The 13,902-nt window shown below is 75.3% G+C and carries 11 protein-coding genes; 2 read left to right on the forward strand and 9 right to left on the reverse strand.

The features are described from left to right. Positions 1–91: 91 nt before the first annotated feature. From SL103_RS05760 to SL103_RS05785, 7 genes are all read right to left on the reverse strand, one after another. Positions 92–1,609: an FHA domain-containing protein gene (locus SL103_RS05760; RefSeq protein ID WP_069567682.1), complete on the reverse strand. Its 1,518-nt coding sequence runs from the start codon at positions 1,607–1,609 to the stop codon at positions 92–94. Positions 1,610–1,735: 126 nt separating this feature from the next. Next, positions 1,736–2,095 (reverse strand): hypothetical protein, encoded by a 360-nt coding sequence (locus SL103_RS39370; protein ID WP_347877833.1) that lies wholly within the window; start codon positions 2,093–2,095, stop codon positions 1,736–1,738. 86 nt (positions 2,096–2,181) lie between these two features. After that, positions 2,182–3,546, reverse strand: coding sequence for a PP2C family protein-serine/threonine phosphatase (locus tag SL103_RS05765; RefSeq protein ID WP_069567683.1), 1,365 nt, complete (start codon positions 3,544–3,546; stop codon positions 2,182–2,184). 1 nt (position 3,547) lies between these two features. Continuing rightward, positions 3,548–6,124, reverse strand: coding sequence for a serine/threonine-protein kinase (locus tag SL103_RS05770; protein ID WP_069567684.1), 2,577 nt, complete (start codon positions 6,122–6,124; stop codon positions 3,548–3,550). After that, on the reverse strand, positions 6,121–7,446 hold the full coding sequence (locus SL103_RS05775; protein WP_079145586.1) for a hypothetical protein: 1,326 nt from the start codon (positions 7,444–7,446) through the stop codon (positions 6,121–6,123). Before SL103_RS05775 ends, SL103_RS05770 begins: the two co-directional genes overlap by 4 nt. Positions 7,447–7,630: 184 nt before the next feature. Next, the gene (locus SL103_RS05780) at positions 7,631–8,653 is read right to left on the reverse strand and encodes a glutamate ABC transporter substrate-binding protein (protein WP_069567685.1); all 1,023 of its coding nucleotides are present in this window, start codon (positions 8,651–8,653) and stop codon (positions 7,631–7,633) included. Positions 8,654–8,673: 20 nt separating this feature from the next. Continuing rightward, entirely contained in the window at positions 8,674–10,047 is a 1,374-nt protein-coding gene (locus SL103_RS05785) for a hypothetical protein (protein ID WP_069573452.1), read from the reverse strand. 310 nt (positions 10,048–10,357) lie between these two features. Between SL103_RS05785 and SL103_RS05790 the strand changes: the two genes are divergently transcribed. Then, complete coding sequence (locus SL103_RS05790; protein WP_279631136.1) at positions 10,358–11,017, forward strand: FadR/GntR family transcriptional regulator; 660 nt, start codon at positions 10,358–10,360, stop codon at positions 11,015–11,017. Positions 11,018–11,206: 189 nt separating this feature from the next. Next, a complete protein-coding gene (locus tag SL103_RS05795) occupies positions 11,207–11,593 on the forward strand; it encodes a hypothetical protein (RefSeq protein ID WP_069567687.1) in 387 nt (128 codons plus the stop codon). Between the two features lie 20 nt (positions 11,594–11,613). On the opposite strand, the gene SL103_RS05800 is transcribed toward SL103_RS05795, so the two are convergent. Next, entirely contained in the window at positions 11,614–12,618 is a 1,005-nt protein-coding gene (locus tag SL103_RS05800; protein WP_069567688.1) for an N-acetylglucosamine kinase, read from the reverse strand. Continuing rightward, the gene (locus tag SL103_RS05805; RefSeq protein WP_069573453.1) at positions 12,609–13,901 is read right to left on the reverse strand and encodes a 6-phospho-beta-glucosidase; all 1,293 of its coding nucleotides are present in this window, start codon (positions 13,899–13,901) and stop codon (positions 12,609–12,611) included. Before SL103_RS05805 ends, SL103_RS05800 begins: the two co-directional genes overlap by 10 nt. Position 13,902: the final 1 nt, after the last annotated feature.

Below are 13,902 nucleotides of genomic sequence, written 5' to 3' on the forward strand. Positions count from 1 at the left end.
CTAGGTCGGTCCCCGCGGGAGCCGGGACGGAACGGCGAGCGGGGCGTGACCGGATGGTCACGCCCCGCTGTCGGTACTGCTGTTGGTGCGGTCAGCCCCGGCGGACGGTGAGCGTCGTCCAGGCGCCGACGTGCACCCGGTCGCCCTCATGGAGCGGCACCGGCACGTACGGCTGGATCGGGTCCTCGGCGAGGTTGATCGTGGTGCCGTTGGTGGAGTTCTGGTCCACCACCGCCCAGCTGCCGTCCTGCTGCTGCACCAGCAGCGCGTGCTGGTGCGAGACGCCCGGGTCCTCCGGCGAGCTGCCCAGGTCGATGTCCGGGGACTCGCCGGTGCTGTTGCGGCGGCGGCCGATCGCGAGCTGGCCGTTCCCGAGCGGCAGCACCTGCTCGGGCGAGTACGCGGGCAGGTTCAGGCCCGCGGCCTCCGGACCGCTGCGGCCCATCATCGCCATGAAGTACTCACGGTCCGGCGCGACCGCCACGACCCAGCCGGCACCGACGACCGGTGCCGGGCCCTGCGGGGGCGCCGCGGGGCCCTGGCCGGGGCCGCCGTGCCACTGCTGGTCCCCGCCGGGGCCCTGCTGCGGCGGCATCTGCTGCTCGAACGGGGCCGGCTGCTGCTGCTCGTACGGCTGCTGTTCGTACGGCTGCTGCTCGTACGGTCCCGGCTGCTGCGGCGGGAACGGTGCGGGCGGCTGCTGCTCGAACGGTGCCTGCGGGCCGGGGCCGGGCGGCGCGGGAGCCATCGGCGGCGGCCCGGGCTGGGCCCCCGGGGGGCTCAGCGGCCAGTCGTCGGCCTGCTGCGGTGGCGGGCCGGGCTGACCGGCCGGGCCGGGGCCTGGCATGCCGGGCGGCGGGCCGGGCTGGCCGGGGTAGCCGCCGGGGCCGGGCTGGCCGGGGCCGGGCGGCATGCCGGGCATGCCCTGCGGCTGCGGCTGCTGGGGCGGCGGCGGGAAGCCGTAGCCGCCCTGACCGTCCTGGGTGCCGGGACCGCCGGGGCCCGGTGCGGGCGGCGGGAAGCCGTAGCCGGCCTGGCCGCCCTGAGTGCCGGGGCCGCCGGGGCCGGGTGCGCCGGGCGGCGGGCCGGGCTGCTGGCCGGGCGGCGGGGCGTAGGACGTCGGGGAGTTGGTGAGGAAGTTGTAGCGGCACTCCTCACAGAACGGCGCCATCGCCTCGCGCGGCCGGCCGCACTGCGGGCACAGCTCGGGCAGCGCGGACTGCTCGGGGCCGGGGCCGGGCGGCGGCTGGCCGGGGCCCGGTACGGGGGGCGGGAAGCCGTAGCCGCCCTGGGGGCCGGGGCCGCCGGGGCCGGGGCCCGGAGCGGGCGGCGGGAAGCCGTAGCCTCCCTGGCCGCCGTCCTGGCCGGGGCCGGGAATGCCGAAGCCGGGGGGCGGACCGGCCTGACCCGGAGGGGGACCCGGCTGACCGGGAGGCGGACCGGCCTGGCCCGGGGGCGGGCCGGGTGCTCCGGTGGGCTGGCTGGGCGGGGCGTTCAGGAAGCCGGCAGGCAGGGACGGCGGCGGGGGGACAGCACCCGCCATCCGCTGGCCGCACACCTCGCACCAGTCTTCGGCCACCGACTGGTGGCCGCTCGGGCAGGTAGGCATGTCGGTTCTTCCCCCTCCGTACCGTTTCTTTCGGGCACTGCGCGGTACTGATCGTCTCGGTACTGACTGTGATTCGTTGGAGCTGTTTCTTTACGCGAACGGTTGTCGCCGAGGGTGTTTCGAGAGTCACCCCGTCCGCCCGGCGACCCTCGCCTCCAGTCGCACAGTACCCGTCGCCGCATCGGCGACGTCCACCACCTTCGCAAGGAGTTTCGCAGCCTCCTCCCTCTCCGGGGCCTCGGTGAACCGGACCGTACGGTCCGATTTCACGGGGGCACAGTCGACATCTCCCGACTTTCCGTTCTCCCGCCCCTGTGGGGTGACGTGTCCCGGTTCCACGTGCCGTGTGCCGTGCGCCACCTGCGCATTGCCCGCCGGGGGAGCGGCTGGAGAGCCCGGCCCGACGGCCCGTCCGCGCCCCCGCGGGAGAGGCCGTCGCGGGCCCCGCGGCGACGGGGCGCCCGGTGCGGGAATGATCAATCCCACACGGCCGGTCGCGGTTTTCCCGCGACCGGCCCGTGCGCCGCGCGCCGGTGAGCCGGGCCCGCCGGTCGGGCCGTGCCCCGCCGCCGTCAGGCCGTGGCCCCCGCCGACGGCGCGGGGAACGGCACCAGGGCCACCGTGACGTTGTCGTGTCCGCCGCCGTCGAGGGCGTGGGCCACCAGCGCCCGGGCGGCCTCCAGCGGCCGGACGGGAGCGTCGTACGGCAGCGCCGCGGCCATTTGCTCCGCGGACTCGGCGTAGTTCCACAGCCCGTCCGTGCACACCACCACCGTGCCGGGGCCGTCCGGCTTGAACGACGCGGTGTGCGGCTCGACCTCGTACGCGTCGGCGCCGAGCCAGCCGGTGATGGCGTGCGCGCGCTCGTCGGCGTTCGCCTCGGCCTCGGACATCAGGTTGTTGGCGACCATCTGCGCGGCCCAGGAGTCGTCCTCGGTGAGCCGGACCGGCGGCGCCGTACGGTCGTTGGGGATCCAGTAGGCGCGGCTGTCACCGACCCAGCCGACGGTCAGCAGCCCGCCGCCGACCACCGCGCCGACGAACGTGCAGGCCGGGGCGTTCTGCTGACGGTGCTCGTCGTGCGCCTGCGCGGGGTCGGCGGCCAGCGCGTCCACCGCGTCGGAGGCCGCCATGACGGCCTCGTGCATGGCCTGTTGGGGATGCGTACCGCGCGGCAGCGAGGCCAGCAGCGCCTCGCCGGCGGCCTCCGACGCCGCCTGCGACGCCTCGTCGGGGCGGGTCGCCGAGGAGACGCCGTCGCAGACCACGGCGACCACGACCGGGGCGCCGTCCGGCAGCGCGGCGGACCGCAGCGCGAAGAAGTCCTCGTTGCGGTGGTGGCGGTGGCCGAGGTCGCTCACGGCCGCCAGGCCCGCCAACTCGCGCTCCATGTGGTCGCGGGCGCGCGGCCGGGCGTGGCCGCACCGCTCGCACCGGCCGTCCTCGTCCACCGCACCGGCGCGGCAGAGGGGGCACAGGCGGGTGCCCCGGGCGGGGGTGCCGGCGGGCCCGGCCGCCGCACGCGCCGCGCCGGAAGCGGCCTCGGCGGCGGCGTCGGCGACCACCTCGTATCCGGCCACGCGGGGGTCGGCGGGCGGCGGCCCGGCCGGTGTCGCGGAGCCCGCCGCGGCGGGGGCGCCGTCCGGCAGCGGCACGTCGCCCTGACCCGCGTACGGCAGACGGGTCGTGGGGTCCGGGGGCGGCGGGCCGGCGGGTCCGTCAGCCGGGGGCGCCGCGGGCGGCACCGGGGGAGCGGGCGGTACCGGAGGCAGCGGCGGCACCGGCGGCACGGCCGGCGCCCCGTGGCCCGCCGGAGCGCCGTACCCCGGCGGTGCGGCCGGCGTCAGGACGTCGGCACCGCACCGGCCGCAGAACTTGTCCCCCGCGTCGAGCGGTCCACCGCACCCCGCACACCGGGACGGCCCAGTCACACCCATGTCACACCCACGTCCTGGGGCGGAAGCGGTTGGCCCGTTCCACCAGCTCGATCCTTCTCTCGCCACGCTGCGCCAGCCGCGCCAGCAGGCGGTACGACCGCTCCAGGCCGAACCGCAGACCGCGTTCGTCCAGCGGGCTGCCGAGCAGCGCCGGCCGGCCCTGCGCGGTTCCTCCACCGTCCGCCCCGGCACCGTGGCTACCGGAGAGTACCCAGTCCAGGGCGCTGCCCAGTACCTCGGTGGCGAGTTGTTCCCGCCGTTCGGCGTCCAGGCCGAAGCCGGCGAGCGCCTCGACCTGTCGGGCGGCCGCCCGCAGGTCCGCCAGCAGCGGATCGGACGGCGCGCGCTGCCGCAGCCGGGCGCGGACCGCCGCGATCCGCGCCGCGGTGAAGTGGATGGACGACTCCGGTACGGACTCCAGCGCCTCGACCGCGCCCGTACGGTCGCCCGCCGCCAGCCGTACCCGGGCCAGCCCGAACGCGGCACTGACGTAGCCGCGGTCGGCCGCCCACACCAGGCGGTAGTACTCCACGGCGTTGTCCAACTGGCCCAGCAGCTCCGCGCAGATGCCCAGTGCCAGCTTCGGCGCCGGCTCGCCGGGGAAGGCGTCGTAGACCGCGTCGAAGGCCAGCGCGGCGCCCTCGCGGTCCCCGGTGGCGAGCGCGACCAGGCCGCGGTGCCACACCACCCGCCAGTCGGCGCCCCACTCCCCGGCGGTCCCGCCGCCCGCCACCGGGGTGGCCCACGGGTCGGCGGGTTCCGCCGCGATCGCCTCCAGCACCGCCCGGGCCGCCGTGCCGTCGCCCGCCTCCAGATGGGCCCGCAGCTCCCGCAGCCGGACCTCCAAGGAGTCGGTGGGCGCGGCGCGCAGGGCGCCCAGCAGCTCCGCGGGGGCGGCGGTCAGCAGCCCGGCCAGCAACCCGGCGTTCGGATCGGCCGGATCGACCCGCGGCACCGGCAGGGCGAGGGCGGCACCGGCGACGTCCAGGGGACGGAGGACCGGAGCGCCGGGCTCCGCCCGCCGGGCCGGGGGCGGTACCGCGCCGCGCGCGCCGAGCAGCGAGCTGTCGCCCTCCTGCGGGGCCAGCACCTCGGTGTCCACCGCGCGCAGTTCGGGCCCGAAGAGGGTGGACAGCGCCGGCCGGGGCTCGCCCGTCTGGAGCGCCACCACCTCCCGCAGCACGCCGGTCAGCTGTTCGGCCATCTCCTCCGCGGAGCCGAACCGGCGCGCCCGGTCCGGGTCCGTGGCGCGCACCAGCAGCCGGTAGAAGGACTCGTAGGTGCGGAAGACCTCGATGTTGTCCGGGTCGGGCAGCGAGTCGGCGAAGACGTTGGTGTAGCCCTGGAAGTCGAAGGTGAGGACGGCGAGGGTGCGCGCGACCGTGTACAGGTCGGAGGCGACCGACGGGCCCAGTGCCGCGATCTCGGGCGCCTGATAGCCGATGGTGCCGTAGATCGGACTGTCGTGGTCGTCCATCCTGCGCACCGCGCCCATGTCGATCAGCTTGAGCTGGTCGTGCTGCTGGATGGCGTTGTCGACCTTGAAGTCGCAGTACAGGAAGCCGCGACCGTGCAGGTGGCCGAGCGCCTCCAGCGCCTCGATGCCGTAGGCGCACGCCTGCTCGACGGGCAGCGGATCGCGCCTCCCCTGGGGCGTACGCCGGTCGTTGGCGAGGTCCTTGAGGGACCTGCCGCCGACGTACTCCATGACGATGTAGCCGTCGAGGCTGCCGGTGCCCCGGTCCAGGTGCTCGACGAAGTTGTAGATCCGCACGATGTTGGCGTGCTCGATCTCGGCGAGGAAGCGCCGTTCCGACATCGCCACCGCCAGCGCCTCCTCGTCGCCGGTGTCCAGCAGCCCCTTGAGGACCACCCACCGGTCGGAGACCGCGCGGTCGATCGCCAGATAGATCCAGCCGAGCCCGCCGTGCGCCAGGCAGCCCACGACCTCGTACTGGCCGTGCACCTTCTCACCGGGGCGCAGCTTGGGCACGAAGCTGTACGGATGGCCGCACTTGGTGCAGAACCCTTCCGTGCTGCCGGACTGCTCACCGCGCGACCGGCCCACCGGGGCGCCGCAGTCCGCGCGGCTGCAGAACCGCTTGCGCTCGGGGACCTCGGGGTTCTCCAGCACCGCCGTCCGCGGATCGGGCCGCGGCACCTGGGGCACCGCCACCAGGCCCACGCCCAGCCGCCCGCGCGCCGCCCCGGAGGACGCGCCGCTGCTCGCGCCGCGCACCGACACCCGGCCGCCCGCCGAACCGCGGTCCGACGGGGAGCGCGACAGCCGGCCGGAGACCGAGCGCCGCGACGACGCCGAGCGCCGGGACGACGGCGAGGAGCCGGAACCGGGGCCGGGGGAGGGGACCGTCAGCAGCGCCCCGGCCGCGTCCCGGCCCGACAGCGCGGGGTCGGCGGCACGGCCCGTCAGGCCCGTGGGCAGCGAGGACAGCAGACCCCCCGGCGAGACCACCGGTGCCAGCCCGCACAGGTCGCAGTACAGCTCGCCGCCGCCGGCATCCTCGTACCCGCCCGCGCAGCCGCGCCGCTGGCAGCTCCCCTCCGTCCGCTCCGTCACGAATCCCCCTTGCCCTCCGCCTGCTGCGGAACCAGCGCCTCCGCTGCCGCCTGCTGATAGCGCCACACCGCGTGCTCGGCCGCCCGCAGGTCGCACGGCGCGCTCCACAGCATCCGGCGGGCGATGTCGTACCGCTCCACCAGCAGCGGATCCTCCGCCAGGCCGTGCCGCGCCAGCTTCGCGCGGTACGCGTCCAGCCGGCCGCGCAGCTCGGCGCGCACCGCGAGCGGCGCGGTGACCGCCGTCAACGACTCGCGGGCCCGGTGGAGTTCGTCCTCGGCCCGCTCCTCCAGGCTGTCCAGCAGCGGCGAGAGCCGGTGCCACAGCGACCGCCTGCGGTACTCCGCGGCCGCGGCCAGCTGCTCGTGCAGCGCCGTGGGCGGACCGCTGACCGCCGGCACCTCCGACGCCGCGATCTTCGCCAGCACCTCCCCGCGTGCCTGCCGCGCCTCGGTCAGCGTCCGGTCGGCCCGCGAGAGCACGTCGCGCAGCTGCATCAGCCGGTGCTCCGCGTCCTGCCGGACGTCCAGCACCGCCGCGATCTCCCGCCGGATGTCCTCCAGCGCCCGCGCGGCGCGGTCGTAGCGGCCGGTGTCCGGGCGCCCCCCGCCCGGCGCCGAACTCCCCGTCGACGACGACACCCAGAACGCCAGCGGATCGGCGATCACCTGGGCGCGCAGCCGCGCGAGCTCGTCCGTGATCCGCTCCAGGTCGTCCCCCGCCGGATGCTCGCCCGGCCGCACCCCCACCGAGTGCGCCAGCGAACGGGTGCGCTGCAGCTCGGCGGAGAGCAGGTCTATCCGGGCCGGCAACGCCGACCAGACCGCGTCGGCGGCCACGATCACGTCCAGCGACCGCGCGTAGAGCCCGTTCATCCGCTCGACGAGCTCCTCCAGGCGGTACCGCTCGCCGCCCCCGGCCGGCCCGCTCTCTTGGACGGTCCCCCCGTCGGCCGCCCCGGGGACCGTCACCCCGTCGCCCCGCAGCAGCTCCGTCAGCTCCGCCAGGTCCTCCGGGGTGGGCCAGCGCCGCCGCGCCCGCACCTCGCGCGCCGCCTCCAGCGTCGCCGTGTACGCGTCGAACAGCGACCACAGGACCGTGACGGCCCGCTCCGTGGCGGCCCAGCGCTCCTTGGTGGTGCCCGACAGAGCGGCGCCCTCCAGCAACCGGCGGCCGGCGTGGTCCTGCAGTGCCAGCAGGGAGGTCTCGATCGCCTCGTACTCGGCGCCGAGCCGTGCCAGGGCGCGGTCCACCTCCTCCCGGTCCAGCACCGGGGCATCGGGCGTCCCCGGAGAACCGGGGACGGGTCCAGGGACCCCCATCGATCACCTCTCCAATACGCGTACGGTGCACGGCGATTGTCGTGACCGGGTGGCTGCTGCGGTTCCGGCTCCTTGCGCTTCCTCCTTCTCTTCCATAGTGAACGTCATCGGGCCGCTCCATGCGGCGATCAGCCACCTACACCGCTCCTTGGGGCGGTTCGCGCCCCGCACGCCCCCCTGGTGGTCAGTCGCTGTACTCCGGCGACGGCGGCCCGGATATCCCGGGCATGTCGGCCCGTAGCCAGGTGCGGTACGCCCGCATCCAGGGGCTGCCGGGGCTGCCGTCGCCCCGGTAGTCGTCCAGCACCTTGTTGACCCGCCGCACCAGGTCTGTGTCGTCCTTGTTCATCGCCACGCCGTACGACTCGTCGGTGAACGGCTTGCCCTTCAGCTCCACCGTCGGGTCCTGCGCGGCCTGTGCCGCGGCCAGCGCGTTGTCCGTCACCACCGCGTCCGCCTGGCCCAGCTGGAGCCGCACCAGGCAGTCGAGTTGGTTGGGCACCGTCAGCACCCTGGCACCGTGCCGCTGCGCCGCCAGCTCCGACTCACCCGTCGAACCCGCGGCCGTGCACACCCGCTTGCCGCGCAGCGAACCGTCGAACGCCTTGACCGTGGACGTCTTCGGGGCCAGCACCTGCTGCCCCGCCTGGAAGTACGACGTCGAGAACGCCACCTGCCGCTTGCGTGCGCAGTTGATCGTCATCGTGCGCACCACCATGTCGACCGCGCGTTTCTGCAGCGCCGGTATCCGCTGGTTGGTCGGCACCGCCTTGAAGACGACCTTGGCGTCCGGGCCCAGGATGTCGGCGGCGATGGCCCGGGCCAGATCGATGTCGAAGCCCTCCAGCTTGCCGGTGGCCGGATTGCGGTACCCCCACCGGTAGGTGTTCTGGTCGACGCCCACGACCAGTTGGCCCTTCTCCTTGATCCGGGCCACCGCCGGGCCCTCGTCGGACGACGGCCGCAGGCTCGCGGCGGCGTGCTCCGGCGTGCACGCCGCGGCGGCCGGCGCGGCCGGTGCCGCATCCGGCCCGTACGCGCGGTGCGTGGCCGACGGGGACGAGGCGCCGCCGGGCCTTTCGTGCCCTTCGGCGCGGCCCAGCGCCGGCACCAGCACCGCCGCCGCGGCCGCCATCACACACATCCCGGCCGCGACCGGTGCCAGGACGGCACGCAGATTCCGCAGTCCTCGCGCGCGCCCGTTCATGTCCCCCTCACCCGTACCCCTCACCGGTACTCCGCCAGCCTGCGCCCGATCCCCAGGATCGCGCCCAGCGCGCCCAGTGCGGCCAGCACCCCGGCGCCGACCGGCAGCCCGCCGAGCGCCCCGCGCCCCTTGTCCGCCGCCGACCGGAACTCCCCCTGCTCGTGCACCAGTGCCTTCTGCAGCCCGGCCGCCACCCGGTCGAACGACTCGCCGGTGGAGCCGTCCGCACCGATCACCTTCGCCAACGCCCGGTCGTAATCGCCCTTTTCGTCCGATGCCCGTGCCTGGGCGTGCCGGGCCTGCCACTGCCGTACCTGCGTCAGTGCCTCGCGCACCGGGTCCCGCCCCGCCTCGTCGTCCGCCAGCGCCAGCGCCCTGCCCAGTCTGCTTCCCGCCGCCGCGGCACCATGATCACCCGTACCGGCCAGATCCTTCATCCCCGAACGGAAACCGGCCTCGTAGAAATCCTGCTGGTCGTCCGTGAGCACCGCGCCGCGCGCCACCAGCGTCAGATTCTCGTCGCCGCGCGCCTGGAGCGCGTCGATCCGGGCCTCGTTGAGCACCCGCAGCGAGCGGGCGCCGTGCGCGTACGAGGCGGTCAGCTCCGCGCGCGCCACCACATGCCCCGCCACCAGCCACAGCAGCACCGCGACGGAAGCGGTCGTCGCGGCCACCAGCCCGCGGTTGAACACGCGGTTCGTCCGCCGGTAGTGGCGCCGCTGCGCCCAGCCCAGCGCGCCGACCGCCGCCACCCCGGCCGCCACCGCGGCCCACGGGCGGGCCTCGGCGTCGGCGTAGTCCGCCGCCAGCCGCCGCGTCTCCGCGTCGTACAACGCCCGGGCGGCCGGGAGGAGTTCCGTGCGCATCCGCTCGTTGGCATACCGCAGGTAGGCGCCGCCCAGTGGCAGCCCCTGGCGGTTGTTCGCGCGGGCCGTCTCCACCAGTCCCGTATAGCGCGGCAGCTGCCGGTTGAGCCGGGCGATCTGCTCGCCCGCGTCGTCCGAACCGCCGCTGCTGCGCGACGCCTTGGCCAGCAGCTCCGCCGCGGTCGCGATGTCGCGGTCGTAGCGGTCGCGGGTCGCGGCGCTGCCCTCCACCCCCGCGAGGAAGCCCCCGGCCGCCGTCGTGTCGGCGTCCGCCAGGGAGCGGTAGATGCTCGCCGCGTCCGCCGTCAGGGGCTGGCTGTGCTCCACCACGTCGTCCGCGGCCGCCGCCCGGTCCGCGACCTGCCAGGCCGTGACGGTGCCGAACAGCACCACCAGCAGCGCCAGGACGGCGCCTATCACCCGCAGCCGGCCCGGCTCGGTCGTCGCCGCGGCGCGCAGCTCGTCCAGCCCCTCGGCCCAGGCCGGCCGGCGGCCCGAGGCGGGCGGCGCCACGCTGCTGGTCGACACGGACGACACGGAACCTCCCCCTGGTCGCTGACTGCGGGCCCGGCCCCGCGCCCGGCGCCCGAGAGCGCTCACGACAAGGACCGGTGCATGGGCAGCAGTATGTCGGCAGCCACTGACAAGCACACCGCTCTTGGCATGATCTTGTTCGGATCGCGATCCGCGCGGCCCGTGCCGTGGGCGGCCCGCCGCGGCGCCCCGGCCGCGCATTACAGTGACCGCAGAGTCATCAGACGTCAGGTGACACGGACGACGAGGTGAGGGAAGGGAGCGTGGCCCCGTGCGGTCGGTCGGCAAGGGCAGGGTGTCGCTCGTGGAGACCGCGACCGACGAGATCCGCGCCCAGATCGTGAACGGCACCTGGCCGGTGGGCAGCCGGATCCCGCCCGAGAGCGCGCTCTCCGAAAGCCTCGGGGTCAGCCGGGCGTCGGTACGCGAGGCGGTCCGCTCCCTGGTGCACTCCGGGCTCCTCGAACCCCGGCAGGGCGACGGCACCTTCGTGATCTCCGACGACGACAGCGCGGCCGCGCTCCGCCGGCGCCTGGAACGCGCCGAACTCAGCCATGTCACCCAGGTCCGCCAGGGCCTCGACGTGGTCGCCGCCCGGCAGGCCGCCAAGCACCGCACGGACGCCCAGCTCACCGGCATCGAGGCGGCGCTGGCCCGCCGCAACGCGGCGCTCGCCGCACACGACGCGGACGCCTTCACCGCCGCCGACGCCGCGTTCCACGTGCTGGTCGCGGAGGCCGGCGCGAACCCCGTGCTGGCCGACATCTACCGTTCCCTCAGTGCCGCCCTGCGCGAGGAACTCCGCCGCGCCGCCTGCCTGGACACCGCCACCGCGGCCGCCACCGATCCGCACTCCCGCCTCACCGACGCCATCCGGGACCGGGATCCCCAGGCCGCCGTCGACGCCGCCGTCCTCCTTCTCGCCGGCCACGTACGCGACCTCGCCCTGCCGCACGACGACTGAGCCGGGCGGCCGGCGGGTGCCGGGCGGGCCGCAGGGCCTGGGGGCGTACTCGGAATGTCGAGCGCCCTCCGCGTCATCCCGCGCGCCGCTGACGACGACACCCCTCTCCGACTACTCTCAGTGACGAAGTTGAGTTCGGTACACGACCGGCACGGGTCCCGCCCGTGCCCCGACGAATCGGAGAACACCATGCGCCGCAGCAGGAAAACCCTCACCCCTCTCGGCCCCCGCGACGGCCGCCCCGCCTCGCCGGAGCCTCCGGCCAGCGGATTTCTGACCATCGGCGGCACCACGTACGTCGACCCGGTCGGCAGCTATCCGCTCGACCACCGGATCGACGGCTCCGCCACCCTGATCATCAACGACACCGACCGACCCGTCACGATCGTCACGGAACGCCACCGGGACCATCCCCCCACCGCGCCCCCGTCCCGCACCGCGCCCCCGTCCCCCGCGGTGCCGCCGGCTCCGGCCGGCCACGCGTCCTCAGCCGGCCACGCGTCCCTCGTCCTGGCCCCGGGCGAACGCATCGAGACACGGCGGGGGGACAGCGTGCGGATCAGCTCGCCGTATTGATCACGTGGCGTGTCACGTGGTCAGGGGCCGGACGGGTCCTGGGGCCAGGAGCCTCTCAGCCGGGCGTAGGCCGCTTCGTCCGCCGCTCTCCGGTCCAGGGTGTCCAGGGCCGCGCCCAGTACCGGCGGGGCGGTCACCACATGCGGTACGGCTTTGGGGGCGCTTTCGGACAGCAGGCGGAGCACGCGGTCGTGGAGAAGGGGGTGACGGGCGGCGAGGACGCTGCCGCCGAGGACGACGGGCGTGGGCTCGGTGAGGAGATCGAGGCGGCGCAGGGCGACGGTCGCCATCAGGGCGATCTCCTCGGCCTGGCGGGCGACGACGGTGCGGGCGACCGGGTCGCCGGAGTCCGCCACGGCGAAGAGCAGCGGCGTCAGTTCGTGGCGGCGGTGTTCGGGAACGGCGTGCAGATGGAGCGCCTCGATCAGCTCCAGCATCGTCGACAGCCCGAAGTGGGCCGGCAGGGCGCGGGCCAGTTCGGTGGCCTCGCCGCGGCCGTCCTCGGCGCGGGCCGCGAACCACAGCGCCTCGTCCGCGAGGAAGGAGCCGCCGCCCCAGTCGCCGGAGATCCGGCCGATGGAGGGGAAGCGGGCGGTGGCGCCGTCGTGGCCCACACCGGCGCAGTTGATGCCGGCGCCGCACACCACCGCGATGCCGACCGGCTCGCCGCCGTCCGGCAGCCCGGCCCGCAGCAGCGCGAAGGTGTCGTTGCGGACGCCGACCGAGCGGGCCCAGCCGCGGCCGGTGATCTCCGCGGTGAGGAGGGTCTCCTCGGCGGCGAGGTCGACGTTGGCGAGGAAGGCCGAGAGGCGGTCGACGGGGCCGGCGTCGCCCAAGCCGGCCTGGGCGAGGGTGGCTTCCACCAGGGAGGCCAGGACGTCGACCGCGCGGGCGGCGCCCACCAGCGGCGGCTGGAAGCCCCCGCCCCGCGCCGTCCCGAGGACGCTGCCGTCCGCGCCCACCAGGGCCACGTCGGTCTTGCTGTTGCCCGCGTCGATGGCGAGCGCCGTGCCGGTCAGGCCCACGTGAGGTGCTCCCGGTTGTGCGCGATCAGCTCGTCGGTGAGCCGGTCGGCGTAGTCGATCTGGCCGATGAGCGGGTGGGAGAGCAGGGCGGAGAAGACCCGCTCCCGGCCGCCCCGCAACGCCGCCTCCAGGGCCAGGTGTTCATAGGCGGTGACGTTGGCGATCAGTCCGGCGTACAGGGGCTCCAGGGGGCGTACGGGCAGCGGGGCGGGGCCGGCGGCGTCCACCGTCGCGGGGACCTCGATCACCGCGTCGTCGGGGAGGAAGGGGAGGGTGCCGTTGTTGAGGGTGTTGACGATCTGGACGTCGCCGGTGTCGCCCAGCAGGGAGGAGGTCAGTGCCACGGCCGCCTCGGAATAGAAGGCGCCGCCGCGCCGGGAGAGCAGTTCCGGCTTCTCGTCGAGCGCGGGATCGCCGTACAGGTTCAGGAGTTGCCGCTCGATGGCGGCGACCTCCGCCGCACGGGAGGGCTTGCTGCGCGACTCCTCCACGACGGCGTCGTGTCGGTAGTAGTAGCGCAGGTAGTAGGAGGGGACGGTACCGAGGTGGTCGAGGAGGGTGCGCGGCAGACGCAGGTCGGCGGCGATCGTCTCGCCGTGTTCGGCGAGCAGCTTGGGCAGGACGTCCTCGCCGGCGACGCGTACGGACCGCTCCCAGGTCAGGTGGTTGAGGCCGATGTGCTCCAGCTCGACCCGGTCGGGAGCGACGCCCAGCAGCCCGGCGAATGTGCGCTGGAAGCCGATCGCCACGTTGCACAGGCCGACGGCCCGGTGCCCCTGGGTGAGCAGGGCGCGGGTCACGATGCCGACGGGGTTGGTGAAATCGACGATCCAGGCGTCGGGGTTCCGGCGGCGTACGCGTTCGGCGATGTCCAGCACGACGGGGACGGTGCGCAGCGCCTTGGCGAGGCCGCCCGCGCCGGTGGTCTCCTGGCCGACGCAGCCGCACTCCAGCGGCCAGGTCTCGTCCTGGTTGCGGGCGGCCTGGCCGCCGATGCGCAGCTGCAGCAACACGGCGTCGGCGCCGTCGACGCCGGCGTCGAGGTCGTCGGTCCAGGAGATCCTGCCCGGGTGGCCCTGCCTGGCGAAGATCCGCCGGGCCAGCCCGCCCACCAGCTCCAGCCGGTCCAGGGCCGGGTCGATCAGGACGAGTTCCTCCAGCGGCAGGACGTCGCGCAGGCGCGCGAAGCCGTCGATGAGTTCGGGGGTGTAGGTCGAGCCGCCGCCGACCACGGCGAGTTTGACGCGGCGGTGCGGGAGTCGTCCTTCAGAAGACGGCAGCATG

It is taken from the genome of Streptomyces lydicus, from assembly GCF_001729485.1.
Taxonomy (GTDB): domain Bacteria; phylum Actinomycetota; class Actinomycetes; order Streptomycetales; family Streptomycetaceae; genus Streptomyces; species Streptomyces lydicus_D.

Coding starts and splice junctions, on each gene's coding strand:
- SL103_RS05780 (WP_069567685.1), bottom strand. CDS start 8,653: ATGAACGGGCGCGCGCGAGGACTGCGGAATCTGCGTGCCGTCCTGGCA.
- SL103_RS05805 (WP_069573453.1), bottom strand. CDS start 13,901: ATGCTGCCGTCTTCTGAAGGACGACTCCCGCACCGCCGCGTCAAACTC.
- SL103_RS05775 (WP_079145586.1), bottom strand. CDS start 7,446: ATGGGGGTCCCTGGACCCGTCCCCGGTTCTCCGGGGACGCCCGATGCC.
- SL103_RS05795 (WP_069567687.1), top strand. CDS start 11,207: ATGCGCCGCAGCAGGAAAACCCTCACCCCTCTCGGCCCCCGCGACGGC.
- SL103_RS05765 (WP_069567683.1), bottom strand. CDS start 3,546: ATGGGTGTGACTGGGCCGTCCCGGTGTGCGGGGTGCGGTGGACCGCTC.
- SL103_RS05760 (WP_069567682.1), bottom strand. CDS start 1,609: ATGCCTACCTGCCCGAGCGGCCACCAGTCGGTGGCCGAAGACTGGTGC.